At 75.4% G+C, this 15,182-nt stretch carries 12 protein-coding genes; 3 read left to right on the top strand and 9 right to left on the bottom strand.

The genetic code is table 11. The annotated features are described in order from the left end of the window. Nucleotides 1–31: 31 nt before the first annotated feature. The 4 genes from ACH4SE_RS04475 to ACH4SE_RS04460 all read right to left on the bottom strand — a co-directional run bounded on the left by ACH4SE_RS04475 (nt 32) and on the right by ACH4SE_RS04460 (nt 9,255). Nucleotides 32–5,338 carry a DNA repair ATPase gene (locus ACH4SE_RS04475; RefSeq protein ID WP_398541788.1) on the bottom strand — a complete coding sequence of 1,769 codons (5,307 nt, stop codon included), beginning with the start codon at nt 5,336–5,338 and terminating at the stop codon, nt 32–34. Nucleotides 5,339–5,653: 315 nt separating this feature from the next. Then, nucleotides 5,654–7,699, bottom strand: coding sequence for a flotillin family protein (locus ACH4SE_RS04470; RefSeq protein ID WP_398541787.1), 2,046 nt, complete (start codon nt 7,697–7,699; stop codon nt 5,654–5,656). Nucleotides 7,700–7,718: 19 nt separating this feature from the next. Further along, nucleotides 7,719–8,510, bottom strand: a complete 792-nt coding sequence (locus tag ACH4SE_RS04465) for a hypothetical protein (protein WP_398541786.1) — start codon at nt 8,508–8,510, stop codon at nt 7,719–7,721. A 190-nt stretch (nt 8,511–8,700) separates the two neighbouring features. Further along, entirely contained in the window at nt 8,701–9,255 is a 555-nt protein-coding gene (locus ACH4SE_RS04460; protein WP_398541785.1) for a YceI family protein, read from the bottom strand. A 101-nt stretch (nt 9,256–9,356) separates the two neighbouring features. Between ACH4SE_RS04460 and ACH4SE_RS04455 the strand changes: the two genes are divergently transcribed. Beyond that, a complete protein-coding gene (locus ACH4SE_RS04455) occupies nt 9,357–9,869 on the top strand; it encodes a MarR family winged helix-turn-helix transcriptional regulator (protein ID WP_398541784.1) in 513 nt (170 codons plus the stop codon). Between the two features lie 68 nt (nt 9,870–9,937). Here ACH4SE_RS04455 and ACH4SE_RS04450 read toward each other — a convergent pair whose 3' ends face one another. From ACH4SE_RS04450 to ACH4SE_RS04430, 5 genes are all read right to left on the bottom strand, one after another. Beyond that, entirely contained in the window at nt 9,938–11,074 is a 1,137-nt protein-coding gene (locus ACH4SE_RS04450) for a PucR family transcriptional regulator (RefSeq protein WP_398541783.1), read from the bottom strand. A gap of 184 nt (nt 11,075–11,258) precedes the next feature. Further along, nucleotides 11,259–11,543, bottom strand: a complete 285-nt coding sequence (gene tatA, locus ACH4SE_RS04445) for a Sec-independent protein translocase subunit TatA (RefSeq protein WP_398541782.1) — start codon at nt 11,541–11,543, stop codon at nt 11,259–11,261. A gap of 164 nt (nt 11,544–11,707) precedes the next feature. Continuing rightward, on the bottom strand, nt 11,708–12,526 hold the full coding sequence (locus tag ACH4SE_RS04440; protein WP_398541781.1) for a hypothetical protein: 819 nt from the start codon (nt 12,524–12,526) through the stop codon (nt 11,708–11,710). Nucleotides 12,527–12,576: 50 nt separating this feature from the next. Then, on the bottom strand, nt 12,577–13,098 hold the full coding sequence (locus tag ACH4SE_RS04435; RefSeq protein WP_398541780.1) for a SigE family RNA polymerase sigma factor: 522 nt from the start codon (nt 13,096–13,098) through the stop codon (nt 12,577–12,579). A 256-nt stretch (nt 13,099–13,354) separates the two neighbouring features. Then, nucleotides 13,355–13,915: a MarR family winged helix-turn-helix transcriptional regulator gene (locus tag ACH4SE_RS04430; RefSeq protein ID WP_398541779.1), complete on the bottom strand. Its 561-nt coding sequence runs from the start codon at nt 13,913–13,915 to the stop codon at nt 13,355–13,357. 49 nt (nt 13,916–13,964) lie between these two features. On the opposite strand from ACH4SE_RS04430, the gene ACH4SE_RS04425 reads away from it, so the two are divergent. After that, nucleotides 13,965–14,768: a dienelactone hydrolase family protein gene (locus ACH4SE_RS04425; RefSeq protein WP_398541778.1), complete on the top strand. Its 804-nt coding sequence runs from the start codon at nt 13,965–13,967 to the stop codon at nt 14,766–14,768. Nucleotides 14,769–14,773: 5 nt separating this feature from the next. Further along, nucleotides 14,774–15,043: a DUF6295 family protein gene (locus tag ACH4SE_RS04420; protein ID WP_398541777.1), complete on the top strand. Its 270-nt coding sequence runs from the start codon at nt 14,774–14,776 to the stop codon at nt 15,041–15,043. The last annotated feature ends 139 nt before the right edge of the window (nt 15,044–15,182 follow it).

Raw genomic sequence — 15,182 nt, 5'->3', positions numbered from 1 at the left:
CCGCACCCCCCAGGGGCGCGAGGAACCGCGCTCAGCCCCGGAGAGCGGCGAGCCGGCGCAGTGCCGGACCGGCGCCGGAGGCGAGGGCGTGGGCCTCGGCCCGGTAGTGGTCGGTGACGAGCGCGTCGACCTCCGCGTCCGTCAGCGACGGGTGCAACCGCGCCGTGAGCCGGTTCATGTCGCGGTAGGAGCCCTGGAGCTGGAAGGGCTCGCCGGCCGCCCCCCGGACCACCGCGCCCATGTACTCCGCGTTGACGGCGAGCAGCACGTCCCGTACGCGCAGCGCCTGCCGCAGTACGGCCACCACGGAGGCGAGTTCGTCCGGCTCGTACGGATGCACCAGCGCGTCCGCCCGCGCCGACGGCTCGTCCGCGGCGAGCCGCAGCAGCACCGCGAGGTCGCCCCGCTCGCGCCCGGCGAGCGGCGCGAGCACCGGGTTGGCGGTGAGCGCGTTCTCGACGTAGCTCAGCGCGAAGACCTCTTCGCGCCCGCTGAGCACGTCTCCCAGGTTCCAGACGTCCGCCCGGTTGGCGAGCATGTCGGGCACCCTGAAGAGCGTGCCGGACTCGGTGTAGGGGTTGCCGGACATGCAGACGGCGAAGCGCTTGCCGCGCAGTTCGTGCGTGCCGCCGGGGCCCTCGATCCGCCGGGTGGCGTCGCACAACGGGATGAATTTCTGGAGGAGTTCGGGCGAGGTGTGCTGGATGTCGTCGAGGTGCAGCAGCACGTTCGTGCCGAGCGAGAGCGCGAAGACGAGCTTCTCGACCTCGCGGCGGGCGGTCGCGTCGGGTGCGCGCTCGGGGTCGAGGGAGGTCACGCCGGTGCCGAGGGCGGGGCCGGAGACGGTGACGAGCGCGAGGCCCAGGCGCGCGGCGACGTATTCGACGAGCGTCGTCTTCCCGTAGCCGGGCGGCGACAGCAGCATGAGCAGACCGCCCGCCGGGCCGAACTGTTTGGCGAGGCTGTCGCCGACGAGCGGGAGGTAGACCTCGTCGATGAGCCGGTTGCGGACGAAGCCGGTGAGCGGGCGCGGCCGGTACGCGGCGAGCCCGAGCCGCTCGCGCTCGGCGGCGACGACGGCGGTGCGGTGCCGCTGGTACGTGCGGTACGCCGGGACGTCGTCGGCCTCGAAGCGGCGTACGCGGGTGAGGAGTTCGTCGAGGCGGAGGGTCAGCGTGCCCTGCCTGATGCGCGGGTGGGTGCCGAGCAGGCCCTCGACGCTGGTCTCGACGGGTCCGCCCGCCGGGTAGCCGTCGCCCGGGCACAGCAGCGCGGCCGCGGCTTCGAGGTGGTCGCCGTAGGGCCCGGCGAAGGGCGCGAGCCAGCCGAGGGCGAGCTGCCAGCGGGCGCCGAGGTCACCGCCGAGCGCGTCGAGATCGCCGAGCACGTCCTTGTACGGGACGGCGTCCGTGCCGCCGAGCGCGTCCGCGAACCGCCGGGCGACCTCGTCCGCACCGGGCCCGGCGACGAAGCCGGGCTGGTCGGCGGCCAGTTCGGCGACCAGGTACTCGCCGATGAGCCCGGTATCGGCGAACAGCAGCCCGGCGGACCCGAGGAACTCCCCTGCGGCGGAGCCCAGTTCATCCCCCAGCGCGGCCGGGGCGACCCCTGCGGACGCGCCCGGCACCGCGCCGGACGCACCCCCGAAGCTGGCCGTGCCCCCCGAACCGGACGCACCCCAGGACCCGAGAAACTCCCCCGCGGCGGAGCCCAGTTCGCCCCCGAGCGCGACCGGGGCGCCCCCTGCGGACGCGCCCGGCACCGCGCCGGACGTACCCCCGAAGCTGGCCGCACTCCCCGAACCGAACGCACCCCTGGACCCGAGAAACTCCCCCGCGGCGGAGCCCAGTTCGCCCCCGAGCGCGGCCGGGGCGACCTCTGCGGACCCTCCCGACACCGCGCCCCCCTCCGCGCCGGACGCACCCCCCGAGCCAGGCGCGCTCCCCAGGCCGGACGCACCCCCCGAACCAGGCGCGCCCCCCGAAACGGACGCGCCTCCCGAGCCGGGCCCAGCCCCCAAACCAGAGGCGCCCCCCAAGCCAGAGGCGCCCCCCAAGCCAGAGGCGCCCCCCGGGCCGGGCGCACCGGCCACGGTCCCCGCTGCCACCGACGCGCCGAAGGCCGCCGCCCGGCTGAGCGAACGCGCCCGCGTCGTCCACGCGGCCCGCGAGGCCGCGGTCGTCCCGTACGCCCAGAACAGCCGCGCGGCGGCCCGCACCCCGGGCGGATACCGCAGCAGTCCGGCCCCGGCCGCGAGGGGGAGGAGCGCCTCCAGCAGCAGCACGGCGTCGTGGTCGTGCACCCCGCGCTGGTACCCCTCGTCCACCCGCACGGCGACGGCGTCCCGCACGGCACGCGCGGCCTCACCCGGCACCCCACCGTCCAGCCACCCCGCGGCAGCCACGCCACCGGCACGCGCGGCGGCCCCGCCGCCACCGTCCGCGGCCACCCCACCAGCGGCCGCGCCACCGGGCCGCCCCCCGGCCCCGGCCAGGGACGCCCCGACCGGGGCCGCCCCGGCCGGCGGTACGGCAGCCGGCGGTACGGCAGCCGGCGAGTGCGGCAGGGCACGCAGGAGGAGGCCGGCCGCCAGGTATTCCGCGCGGTAGAGGGTGGGGGTTTCGGAGACGAGGGGGCGGGACCAGAAGCGGCGGGTCTCGGCGAAGGCCGGGTCGGTGACCGGGGAGAGGTAGTCGGTGCCGGTGACCGTGAAGGCCAGGGTGCCGGCGTGCGGGACGAGGGCGAGTTCGAGGGGCTGGGTGTTGACGGCGAAGCGGTGGCGGCCCAGCCGGACGGTGGTCCCGCCGTCCTCGTAGAGGTCGCCGCGGTCGCGCAGGGTGCGGGCGGTCTCCTGGCGGGCGGCGGCCAGCGACTCGGCCAGCTCCGCCGCCTTCGCCGGGTCGCCCAGGGCGCGCAGTTGCTCGCCGACTCGGCGGTGTTCGGCGGCGAGGGGGTCCGCGGCGAAGAGCGTGTTGACCTCGTCCGCGGTGGCCAGTGTGGCCGCGCGGCGGCGGATCGTGTCGAGGATGCGGTCGGCGGACGCGGCGAGCCGGGCCGCGCGCTGGGCCCGCTCGTCGGCGAGCGCCTGCCTGCGCGCGGTGAGCGTCTGCTGGATCTCGTCCCGGCGTTCGGCGAGCGCGGCGACGCGTTCGGGCTCGGCGGCGAAGCGGGTGGTCAGGCTCTCGACATGGACGAGCAGCCGCCCGAGGTGCAGGTCGCACGCCTCGGGCGTGTCCGCGGCGGCCAGTGCGCCGCTCACGCTCTGCGCCAGCAGCGCGCTCTCCGCGGCGAATTCGGCCGCGCTCTCCGCCGTGAGCAGGTCGCGGCGGCGGGCGTCGAGGACGGCGCGGGCGCGGTTGACGGCGCCCAGGACGTCCGCGGCGGACGCCAGGATGCGGGTGCGGACGGTCGCGTCGGAGATCTCCAGGCCCCCGGCGGTCTCCGTGACGGTCGCCAGTCCGGCGGCCAGCGCGTCCAGTTCGGCGGTGAGCGAGCCGCCGTCCGCGGCCGTCTCCAACGCGTGTGCGCGGGTGGCGAGTTCGGCGGCCTGGTCGCGGAAGGCGTCGAAGGCGTGCTCGTCGGCGAAGCAGCCGGCGGCGCGGGCCGCCGCGTCCGCGAGTGCCGCGTCCAGGGACGCGCCGAGCTCGTCGAGGCGGGCCCGGTCGGCGTACCGCGTCTCGCGGAGCGTCGCCAACCGCCCCTGGGCCGCGCGTAGTTCGTGGAGCTTGCCGACCCATTCGGCGGCCCCGGCGTCCGCCGTCTCGCCTCGTGCCCGCCGTACGAGCCCCGCGACGTGTGCGGCGGCCTCGTCGACGGCCCGCTCGGCCCGCGCGGTGGCCTCCCGGACCCGTGCGTACTCGGTGAGCACGGCCCGCGCGGTGTCCCGCACGGCGAGCAGCGGCCCGGCGAGGTCCCGCCCGCCGCGGCCGGCCGTACCGGAGGCGCCGCCCGCGCCCGGCGCCGGGGAGCTTGCCGCGGGCGGGCGCTCCCGGCCGGTGTCGACGTCGATGTCCGCGAGCCAGTGGTGGCGGTCCAGGACGCGGTCGCAGGAGGCCGCCAGCGCCTCGTAGACCGCCGCCGCGGGGGCGGTCTCCAGGGCGGCGCGGGCCACCGACAGCGCGTCGGAGACGGCGCGGACGAGGTCGGGGTTGCCGATGCGGGCGAGGGGCCCGTCGGCGGCGGGGCGGGATGCGGCCCAGGTGTCGCCGACGAAGGGGGTGGACCAGCGCTGGAGGGTGTGGACGCGCGCGGCTTCGCCGCCGTCGGCGGGGCGCAGCGTCAGGAGGGTGCCGTCGTCGTGGAGGGCCCAGCCGCGGGCGGTGAGCGGTGCGGCGACCTCCTTGCGGATCAGGTTGTACGGGAGCAGCAGCCTGCGGCCCTCGGCGTGGAAGACGTAGAGCACGTCCTCGCCGTTCGCGGAACGTACGAGACGCTCGAACTCCAGCTGCTCGCCCGCCGTTTCGAGGTCGAAGGTGCGGGTGCCGCCGGTCGCGAGGGCATAGCCGCCGGGGAAGACGACGCCCTGCTCCTCCGGCAGCCGCAGGCACGCCTGGCCGAGTGCGTCGAGCCGGTCGATCTGCCCGGTGCGGGTGTTGACGGCGAAGTGCCGTGCGGTGTCCTCGTGGTAGGGGCGGACACGCAGCAGCAGCAGCGGTCCGGCCCCGGCGTGGTGGACCTCGGCGTCGGCGAGCGACTGGAGCGCGTCCTCGACGGGCTCCTCGTACGTGGTGCCGCCGACGCCGATCGTGAGGGTGCCGCCGGTGGGGTCCACGGTGACGCCGCCGATCGCGAGGTGCGGGTGCCTGCCGGGCACGTGCGTCTCGCGCCCGGCGGGCGTCCAGGTGACGGTGGGGGCGCCGCCGCCGTCGGCGGTCGTGTCGCGGACGGTGCCCTCGTACGCGCAGGTGCCCGCCGCCTCGTCGGTGCGCCAGGCGAGCGCCTTGACGTCGGTCGCGGAGGGGCCGGTGCGGAAGACGGCGAGCAGCCGCCCCTCCGAGGCGCGCAGCCGCAGCAGCCGGGTCTGCCGGTAGTAGCGGTAGAGCTCGCGGAAGTCGCGGACGAACCGGGGGTCGTCGAGCAGGCCGGGTACGGGCGCCTCGCCGTCGCGCAGCCGCAGGACGTCGCCGACGTCGGTGACCTGCGCGGGGTTCGACGCGAAGAGCAGCCGCCCGGCGACGGGGGCGATGTCCGCGGGCAGCGCGGGCTGCACGGTCGCGATCCGTTCGCTGCCCGCGAGCCGCAGCTCCCCGCCGCCGAACACGGCCTGCCGCGCGCTGTTCAGCGCCCCGGCCCGCACCGCCAGCTCCCGCGCCGCGCCCCCCAGCCGCTCCCTCAGCACCTCGTACGCGTCCGCGTCCAGCCGATCGCCCCCTGCGGCGCCCGGCGCCGCAGGCCGGCCCGCCGCGCCTCCGGCACGCGCACCGGCGGCAGCCCCGTCCGCCGCCCCCGCGGCCGCGGCGGCCCCGCGGCCGGCCGCATCCGCCCCACCGCCGCCCGCACGGCCTCCCGCACCCCCACCCACAGGCATCCCCGCACCCCGACCCGCGGGTGTTCCACCCCCACCCGCATCCGCCCCACCGCCGCCCGCACGGGCTCCCGCACCGCCGCCCGCCGGGGCGTCCTGCCGCTCGCCGCTCATCGTCCGCCGACCGCCTTACTTCGTCGCCGGGGTCCCGTTGGCCGCGGGCTCGGCCGGCGGGTGCCCGGGGCCCTGGAGCCGGCCGAGCAGGTTGGCCAGCACGGTGGCCGCGTTGCCGTTGCCGGTGTTCGTGCCGTTGCCCGCGGCCAGGGCGGTGAGGATCCTGGTCGCGTCGTCCGTGAAGCTGCCGGAGCCGTCGAGCCAGTGCGCGCCCAGGGTGCGTGCGGTCTCGGAGCTGGCGACGAAGCTGTCGACGCTGCGGCCCGCGGAGACCGCGCCGAGCAGGCGGTCGAAGAAGACGCTCTCGCCCCCGACGATCTGGATGTCGGCCTTCTCCAGGCCCGTCGCCAGCACGGTGGCCTGCGCCTCGGCGATCTGCCGCTGCGTCTCCAGTCCCGCGAGGCGGACGTCCTTCTCGGCGGCGAGCCGCAGACGGTACTCCTCGTGGCCGCGCGAGGCGTCGTCCAGCGCGGCCATCGCCGCGGCCTTCTCGGTGAGGCCCGCGGCCTCCGCCTTCAGGCGGCCGCCGATGAGCGCGGCCTCGGCGGCGGCCTGTGCGGTGACGCCCTCGGCGTCCGCGAGGGCCTTCGCCCTCGCGCCCTCCGCCTCGGCTTTGAGGCGGGCGGCGACGCCCTGTGCCTCGGCGGCGCCGACCTTGCTGATGGCCGCCGCGCTGCGCTCCTGCACCTCGACCTCGGCGAGCCCGGCGGCGGCCGCCTCGGCGCGCAGGCCCTCGGCGAGCCGGATCTTCGCGACGGCGTCCAGCTCGGACGCGGCCTTGCGGGCCTCGGCCAGGGTGAGGGACTCGCGGGCCCTGTGCTGCGCGGCCTGCTCGGCGGCCTCGGCGGCCTTGATGTCCTTGACGAGCTGCTCCTGCGCCTGCGCCTCGGCGGTGATGACGAGTGCCTGCCGCTCCCGCTCGGCCTCCTGCACGAGCCGCAGGCCCTTGATGGACTCCTCCTGCTCGGCGACGGTCCGCTCGACGGCGATCCGCTCGCGTACGACGTCGGCGACCTCGCGGCGCTCGCCCTCGACCTCCTTCTCCTTGGAGATACGGGCGAGTTCGGTCTCCCGCTCGCGGGCGATGACCTCCAGGACGCGGTCCTTCTCGATGCGCTCGCTCTCCACCGCGATGACCCGCTCGCGGTTCTTCTGCGCGACGGCGATCTCCCGTGCCTGGTTCTCGCGCTGCACCCCGAGCTGCTCCTCGGTGCGCAGGAACGCGCCCTGCGCGCCGAGCCGCTCCTCCTCGGCGACCTTCGCGGTGGCGGCCTCCTCCTTGGCGCGCAGCGTCTCGATCTCGCGGCGCTGCCGGATCTCCGCCTCCGCCTGGCGGCGCTCCAGCTCCAGGATGGTCTCCCGGGCGTCGACGTTCTGCCGGGTGATCTCCTTCTGCTCGGTGCGCTGGAACTCGTTGGTGCGGACGTGCTCGATCGCGGTCAGCTCGGTGATCTTGCGGATGCCCTGCGCGTCGAGGATGTTGGCGGGGTCGAGCTGGGTGAGCGGTGTCTGCTCCAGGAAGTCGATCGCGCAGTCCTCCAGGTGGTAGCCGTTGAGGTCGGTACCGATGACCTGGATGATCTGGTCGCGGAAGTGCTCGCGGTGGGTGTAGAGGTCGACGAAGTCCAGCTGCTTGCCCACGGTCTTGAGCGCCTCGGAGAACTTGGCGCTGAACAGCGCCTGCAACGTCGCCTGGTGGCTGGCCCGTTCGGTGCCGATGGCCTGCGCGACCTTGATGACGTCCTCCTTCGTCTTGTTGACCCGGACGAAGAAGGTGAGGTGGATGTCGGCCCGGATGTTGTCCTGGCAGATCAGCCCCTCGCGGCCGGTGCGCTGGATCTCGATGGTCTTGACGGAGATGTCCATCAGTTCGGCGTTGTGCAGCACGGGCAGGACCACGGCGCCGGTGAAGGTGACGTCCACCTGCCGGGTCCGGGAGATGATCAGCGCCTGCCCCTGCTCGACCTTGCGGAACAGCCTGCTGACGGTGAAGAACACTCCTGCGGCGATGAGCGCGAGAACGGCGACGAGCACGCCGATCCCGATGGCGGTGGCATCCATGGCGGATCCTTCGGTTCCCTCAGACGGTCAACGGGTCGGGTGACGCGCCACCCGGCACGTCGAAAGGTGCGACCCAGAAGAACTCGCCCTCCGGGTCGTAGTCGTAGAGCAGCGCGGTGCTGCCGGCGGTGAAGGTGTCGTCGCCGTGCTGCCGCACCTGGACGACGGCGGTGGAGCCGTCGGGTGCGGCGACCTCGGCCTGCCCGAAGTGCGCGGTGACGCGGCCGGTGCGGATGACGCACACCCGGCCGGTGAAGTCCGCGCGGGACGGCGGCCGCACGTCGGGGAAGAGCCGCCGCAGCGGCCGCACCAGGACCCAGGTCGCGCACCACGAGCCGGCCGGCGCGGCGGCGGCCACGGCTGCGTACAGCAGCGCGCGGACGGGCGCGGAGGGCGCGTCCGCGCCGGTCAGGGCGCGGACGGCGGCGGAGCCGGCCAGGCTCAGGAACCAGGCGAAGGCGACGAGCAGCGACAGCACGACGGTGACGGGGACGCCGCCGAGGCCCGCGGCGGCCAGCAGCCCGGCCCCGCCGTGCGGGGCACCGCCGTCCGGCCCGCCGTCCGGGACGGAGAGGTCATGGCGCCCCCCGACGCCATGACCTCCGTGTCCCCCCACTCCCCCGTGGGCCTCCCCCGGGGCCCCGTGCCCCCCTGTTCCCCCGTGCCCACCGGCCGTGCCGTGGTGGTGCCAGGGACCGTGCGCACCGGCACCGCCGGCCAGCACGAGTCCCCAGAACGCCACCACGGCCACGAGGGCACCGGTGAACACCACGGTCGGGAACGCCAGGACGACGCCGGTGAACTCCCCCATGTCCCCGTTCGCCTCCCCCGTGCGGTGTTCCGACCACCGCGGAGATCGTGGCAGGGCGGACACGGGCCGGGCATTTCCGCTTCCCGGCAGAGTTCACCGGGCGATCACGTCCGGAACGTGCGGGAACCGAACGCGAAAGGCCGCCCCCCGCGCGGTTGCGCGGAGGGCGGCCTGTCCCGTGCGGAGCGGGTCAGCCCTCGGTGGCGAGGCCGGCCTCGATCTCCAGGGCGATCTTGATCTTGTCGCTGACGGCGGCACCGGCGGCACCGCCCGTCACGCCGAACTCGCCGCGGCTGATCTCGGTCGCGGCCGAGAAGCCCGCCACCGGGTTGCCGTCGAAGCCCTTGCCGAAGCCGTTCAGCTCCAGGCTGAGGGTCACGGTCTTGGTCACGCCGTGCAGCGTCAGCTCGCCGTCGACCTCGAACAGCTCCGAGGTCTGCGGGCGGATGGCGGTGGAGGTGAAGGTCATCTCCGGGTACGTCTCGACGTCCAGGAAGTCCGCGCCGCGGACGTGGGCGTCGCGGGACTCGTTGTTGGTGGAGATCGAGTCGGTCCGGATCACCGCGTTGACGGAGGACTCCAGCGGGTCCTCGCCGGTGACGATGGTGCCCTCGAAGGCCGCGAAGTGGCCGCGGACCTTGGAGACACCGAGGTGCCGGACGAAGAAGGACACGTCGGAGTGCACGGTGTCGATCTTCCACGTCCCGGCGACATAGCCGTCGATCACTTCGGTCTGCGTGCTCATGGCGGTTCTCCTCGGGCGGATCATCGGTGCGGGTGGTGATTGAAGACTCAGCAACCATAACTCGCTGGTGTTGAGAGTTCAACCACCTTTATAGTGGACGTATGGACGATGTGCGATGGCTGAGCGTGGACGAGCAGGACATCTGGCGGGCCTACCTGTCCGCCAGCGTCACCCTCGCCGCCCACCTGGACCGGCAGATGCGGCAGGACGCGGGTATGCCGATGGCGTACTACGAGATCCTCGTACGCCTCTCGGAGGCACCGCACCGCCGCCTGCGCATGAGTGAACTCGCCGACGCGTCGCTCTCTTCCCGCAGCCGCCTCTCCCACGCGGTGGCCGCCCTGGAGCGCAACGGCTGGGTCGAGCGGCGTCCCGCGGACGGCGACCGGCGCGGCTGGGTCTGCGCCCTCACCGCCACCGGGTACGAGGCCCTCGCCGCCGCCGCGCCCGGGCACGTCACGACCGTGCGCGAGCATCTCTTCGACGTCCTCACACCGGAGCAGCTCGCGTCGCTCCGCGAGATCGGGCGCGCCATCACCGCCGGCCTCCAGCCGGCCTGCGAGGCCGCGCGCGCCGAGGAGCCGGACGACGCCGCGGGCCCCTGCGACGCCTGAGCTCCCGCCCCGGCGCCGGGCGTCGCGGCCTTCCCGGCGCCGTGGCCGGCCGCGCGGTCCCCGGGGTGCTACGGCCAGCCGAGGAGGCGGGCCCCGAGGGCGGCGGTCTCCAGGGTGTAGCGCTGGAGGGGGTCGTCCGGGTCGAAGCCGGTGAGCGCGGCGATGCGCTCCAGCCGGTAGGCGAGCGCGCGCACGCTGAGGTCGAGGCGGCGCGCGGCCTCCGCGTTGACGTAGCCGGCGGCGGCGTAGGCGGAGAGGGTCTCCAGCAGCGGCCCGGCCCCGCCGCGCGCCTCCCGCAGGGGTCCGAGCACGGAGTGGACGAGGTCGGACATCGCGGCCCGGTCCCGCATGAGCACCGGGAAGACCAGCAGCTCCGCGGCCAGCAGGACGCGCGGTTCGAGGGCCAGCCGCTCGGCGAGGTCCAGCGCGCTGAGCGCCTCCTCGTAGGAGCGCACGACGCCCACCGCGCCGCTGTGCGGGCGGCTCACGGCGACCCGCCCGCCCTCCTCCGCGGCGGCCAGCCTCACGAACGCGTCCACCACCGGCTGCTGCTCGGTGGGCGCGACACACACCAGCCGCCCGTCCTTGGGGGCCACGAGCGCGTCGTGGTCCCCGAAACGGCCCGCCAGTTCCCGCTCGACGCGCCGCAGCAGCGCGTGCCGCTCGTCGTACGGCTCGCCGGCCGGCGCCGCCACGACCACGGTGTGGCGCTCGGCGAGCCGCAGCCCGAAGCGTTCGGCCTGCTCGGCGATACGGCCGGGGTCGCTGCGGCCGTACAGCAGGGCGTCGACGAAGGCCCGCCGGTCGGCCTCGGCGCGGCGCACCGCGTGCCGCTGGGCCCGCGCGTGGCCCTCGGCGAGGGCGTGCACGCCCGCTTCCAGCGCGGCCAGCACGGCGGCTCCGGCACGGCGCAGGTCGCCGGGGTCGCGGGTGCCGGTGACGCCCGGCAGGGCGGGCCAGGCGCGGCGGGCGGCGGCCAGGTGCCCGGCGGTCAGCTCCCGCAGCCCTATCCCGGCGTCGGCGGCCTGTTCCCCGAGCGCCCGGCGGCTCTCCCGCTCGGCACGGGTCAAAGCGCGGCAGCTGAGGGAGACGTCGGCGAGCGCCTCGGTGAAGCCCGCGAGGAATTCCGCCGGGACGCCGTGCGCGTGCCCGTGCGCGCCGGCACCCGGCGTCGTGCCCGTGCCCGTGCCCGTGCCCGTACTCACGTTCCCCACCCCTGCCCCCGTCCGGCCGCCGGTTGCCGTGAACCGGACAGCGGGAACCTACCAACGCTGCCGGATCCCGGAAACGCGGGGGGCTCCGTGCTGTCCGGCCCCGGCTGCCGGGGCCGGACAGCACGGAGCCCCGGACGGCCGCGGCCGTCCGGGGCTCCGGGAGCGCGCCCGGGTGCTACTTCGCAGTCGTCGACGCCTGCGGGGCCGGGGTGGCCTCCTGCGCCGTGACGACGTCGCTCGGGGTGATGGCCTCGGGCGCCGGGGTCGCCGTGGAGGTCGGCGCGGTGCTCGCGGCGGCACCGCCGTCGTCCGACTTCATCGCCTTGGCCTCGGACTTCAGGATGCGCATCGACTTGCCGAGACCGCGCGCGGCCTCCGGCAGCTTCTTGGACCCGAACAGCACGATGACGACGATCGCCACCACGATCAGGTGCCACGGCTCCAGCCCGTTTCGCAACATGGGATCCTCGTTTCGCTCAGGGTCCGACTACCTCTGACGTCGGCGCCTCGACTTCGCATTGTCACCCGAAAGCCGCGGCAAGCGGCACCCGGGTACTCAAAGCATGCGCAAAAAGCGCGTGAACGGGAAGACCCCCCAGGTCTGGCGCGTGCCTCCGGGATGTGTCAGCGGGTCCCGGTAAGGCGGCGCGGGGCATCGGTGGTTCCTTTGACGCCGGCCGAGAAGTCCAGGGCGTTGGAGCCCGGCTGCCGCGTCCTGGGCAGGGCCATGGCGTACTCCCCCCAGCGTTTGTCGGTGACGATCCTCGTGAGCTCGGCCTGGTCCATGGGCGGGACCTGGCTGGGGTCCCAGGTCCCCCTCGGGCCCTGGGGGAGCTGGGACAGATCCACCGAATAGGCACCCTTGGAGAAGAGCGCGTAGATGTACCCCTCCTTCGACGCCCCGGAGTAGACGCCGTCGTACCTGCTCGTGGTGAGCATCAGGGTGCCGCCGTCGACGGCCAGGGTCTTGCAGGTCCCGGGATGGGCACGGGTGCTGCAGTGCGGCGGTGCGGCGTCGGAGTGCTCGTGCCGCAGGAAGGAGATCTGGACGGTCGTGGTACGCCCGCCCTGGCGGTAGTGGACGCTGCCCACGGGACCGCCGAGGTGGCCGTCCTCGAGGGCGTCCTCCCCGTGGCGGCCGGTGATGTCGCCCGGGGGCAGCAGCGAGATCAGCAGCCGAACCGTGTCCTCGCCGGTGGCGACGGGGGCCGCCGCCGCCGTGGGCCGGTCGTCGTGCCGGAGCACGGCGCCCGCGGTCACTCCGCCCGCCGCCACGGCGACCAGCGCGGTGACCCCCGCCACCGTCCCGATCGTGCGGCGGCGGCGCATCCGGCGGCCTCTGACGTGCCCTGCGGCGACCAGCCCCGGCGGGTCCTCGGGGGCGAAGGTGTCGGCGGCGCGCCGCAGTGTCGCGGCGAACCGGTCCTCGAATTCCACAGGCATAGGTGTCCTCATCAGGTGGATAAAAGGGGTGTTCGGTAGCGCCCGGAATCTCAGTGCTGGACGAGATCCGGCAGCTGGTCGCCCAGCTCGGCGCGCAGGCGCTCCAGCGCGCGGAGGGACCGGACGCGTATCGCGCCCGCGGTCGCGCCGAGCGCGGCGGCGGTCTCCTCGGTGCTGCGGTCCTCCCAGTAGCGCAGTACCAGGACGGCGCGGTCCATGGGGCTGAGCCGCTCCAATACGGCGAGCAGCGTCACGCGCAGGGACGCGTCGTCGCCGGTGTACGCGGTCTGCGACGGGGGCTCCGGCGGTTCGGCCGTCGGGCGTTCGCCGCTGCTGCGCCGGCGCCGGTGCGTCAGGAAGGTGCGGACCAGGACGGTCTGGGCGTACGCGACCGGATTGCCGAGCTTGGACCGCCGGCGGCCCCAGACGACGTACATCCGGCCCAGCGTCTCCTGGACGAGGTCTTCGGCGAGATGGGTGTCGCCACCCGTCAGCAGGCAGGCCGAGCGGTAGAGCGGACCCATGCGGGTCCGGGCGAAATCGAGGTATTCCTGGGTCTGTGCTGGGCGCACTGTGTGCGGCTCCCTCCGGACGACGCGCTCGCACCCTTACGACGCGCCGGTCCGCGCGGGCCGTTACAGCGGCCCCCGCGCGACGCGCCCCTCAGCCCTTCTTCCCGCTCCCCCGCGGCAGGCTCGCGGTCGCCGCCGGCAGACCCGTCGCCGCGGCTGCGGTGAACACGATGACGGGGCCGTGGTGGAAGGGGGCGGAGATCAGGTCCCGCCCGCCGCGGCGCCGCCGCCCCGGGCGAGGCCGGTGCGCGCGGGCTCAGACACGCCGGGTGATCCGCTCCAGCAGGGGGAGGGCGGCCGCGAGGGTGGCCTGCTCCCCGGGCGTCAGCTCGTCGGAGATCGCCCGCGTCAGCCGCCGCGCCTTCTCCTGCCGGGAGCCGCGCAGGCCCGCGCGGCCGGCCTCGGAGACGGTGACGACGATGCGGCGGCCGTCGCGCGGGTCCGCCTCGCGGGTGACGAGGCCGCGCTCGTGCAGCAGGGCGACGATCGTGGCCATGGACTGCGGGCGGACCCCCTCGGCGGCGGCGAGCTCGGAGGTGGTCGCGGGGCCCTCGCGATCCAGCCGGACCAGGGCCGAGGTCTGCGAGAGGGTCAGTTCGCCGTCGGGCCTGAACTGCCGCAGCCGCCGCACGAGCGGGCCGAGGGCGGCCCGCAGGTCGGCGGCGAGGCGGGCGGGAGTGCCGGGGGCGGGGGCGAGCTCGGGATCGGCCGGGTCGCCGGAAGGAGCGGGACCACCGGGCCGGGCCGCGCCCTCCCGGGCCCCGGGCGGCGAGGCCGCCGCGCCGTCGTGCGGGTCCGGACTGCCGGTGGGCTGCATGATAGCCAGTCTAAACTGTTCAGTTCTGCCTTGTGGTAAAGATGGCGCCATGACCGAAGCCCCAGCTTCCCCCGCTCCCCCGGCCTTCCCCGACGACTCCCCCGGGTCCCTGTTCGCGACCACGACCACGGTCGCCGGCCACGGCGGCGACGCGATCGAGGCCTATCTCGCCCGCCCCGCGGGCACCCGCAGCCGCGGCGGCGTCGTCGTCATCCACCACCTTCCCGGCTACGACCGCGGCACCAAGGAGTTCGTGCGCCGCTTCGCCGAGATGGGCTACGACGCGATCTGCCCCAACCTCTTCCACCGCGAGGCGCCCGGCGCCGCCCCCGACGACGCCGCGGCCGTGGGCCGTGCGAACGGCGGCGTCCCCGACGAGCGGCTGCTCGGCGACGTGGCCGGCGCGGCCGCGTACCTGCGGGCGCTGCCCTACGCCGGCGGGCGGATCGGCGTCATCGGCCACTGCTCCGGCGGCCGCCAGGCGGTGCTCGCCGCCTGCCGGCTGGACGGCGTCGACGCGGCCGTGGACTGCTACGGCGCCTTCGTCGTCGGCGAGGTGCCGGAGGGCATGAACATGAACGTCACCCCGCTCGTCGGGGACCTGCCGGACCTGGGCGCCCCGCTGCTCGGCCTGTTCGGCGCCGAGGACAGGTACCCGAGCCCGGAGCAGGTCGCCGAACTCGGCCAGATCCTCACCGAGCACGGCAAGGACTTCGAGTTCCACTCCTACGAGGGCGCCGGCCACGCCTTCTTCGCCACCGACCGCCCCAGTTACGACGTCGCCGCCGCCAACGACGGCTGGTCGCGTATCGGGGCCTTCTTCGGCAGGCACCTCGCACCGGCGGAGGGCTGAGCGGCATGTGCACGTACACGACGGTCCAGGACGTCGTCGACGGGAGCGCCAAGCCCGGTCCGGACGGCGGCTGGTTCCACGTCTCGGACGTCACCGTCTACTTCGACCACCCCGTGCACGCGATGGCCGAGCACACGCTCAACATCGACTTCACGGACCCCTCGCGCGGGCCGTCCGCCCGTGTCGCCCTCGAACTCACCGCGGATTCCGCGGTGCGGCTGGTCGAGGCGATCCAGGCCGCGCTGGCGGCCGTCCCGCAGGAGATGCGCGCCTGACCTGGGGCGCGCACGCCTGAGGGGCGTGGGGGGCGGGCGGTGCCCCCCCCCCCCCCCGGCGCCGCCCCCCGGGGGGGGGGGGGGGGTGGGGGGGGGCCCCCCGCCCGGCGCCGCCGCGGGGGGCGCCCCCCCCGCCCAG

This window comes from Streptomyces sp. NPDC020983 (genome assembly GCF_044333485.1).
In the GTDB taxonomy this organism is placed as follows: domain Bacteria; phylum Actinomycetota; class Actinomycetes; order Streptomycetales; family Streptomycetaceae; genus Actinacidiphila.
This window is presented reverse-complemented; position numbering and strand designations above follow the sequence as displayed.

What these genes read in the sequence shown, in the direction of transcription:
- ACH4SE_RS04455 (WP_398541784.1), top strand. Translation starts at nt 9,357, where the DNA reads ATGGACGATGTGCGATGGCTGAGCGTGGACGAGCAGGACATCTGGCGG.
- ACH4SE_RS04470 (WP_398541787.1), bottom strand. Translation starts at nt 7,699, where the DNA reads ATGGATGCCACCGCCATCGGGATCGGCGTGCTCGTCGCCGTTCTCGCG.
- ACH4SE_RS04440 (WP_398541781.1), bottom strand. Translation starts at nt 12,526, where the DNA reads ATGCCTGTGGAATTCGAGGACCGGTTCGCCGCGACACTGCGGCGCGCC.
- ACH4SE_RS04420 (WP_398541777.1), top strand. Translation starts at nt 14,774, where the DNA reads ATGTGCACGTACACGACGGTCCAGGACGTCGTCGACGGGAGCGCCAAG.
- tatA (WP_398541782.1), bottom strand. Translation starts at nt 11,543, where the DNA reads ATGTTGCGAAACGGGCTGGAGCCGTGGCACCTGATCGTGGTGGCGATC.
- ACH4SE_RS04460 (WP_398541785.1), bottom strand. Translation starts at nt 9,255, where the DNA reads ATGAGCACGCAGACCGAAGTGATCGACGGCTATGTCGCCGGGACGTGG.
- ACH4SE_RS04425 (WP_398541778.1), top strand. Translation starts at nt 13,965, where the DNA reads ATGACCGAAGCCCCAGCTTCCCCCGCTCCCCCGGCCTTCCCCGACGAC.
- ACH4SE_RS04430 (WP_398541779.1), bottom strand. Translation starts at nt 13,915, where the DNA reads ATGCAGCCCACCGGCAGTCCGGACCCGCACGACGGCGCGGCGGCCTCG.
- ACH4SE_RS04465 (WP_398541786.1), bottom strand. Translation starts at nt 8,510, where the DNA reads ATGGGGGAGTTCACCGGCGTCGTCCTGGCGTTCCCGACCGTGGTGTTC.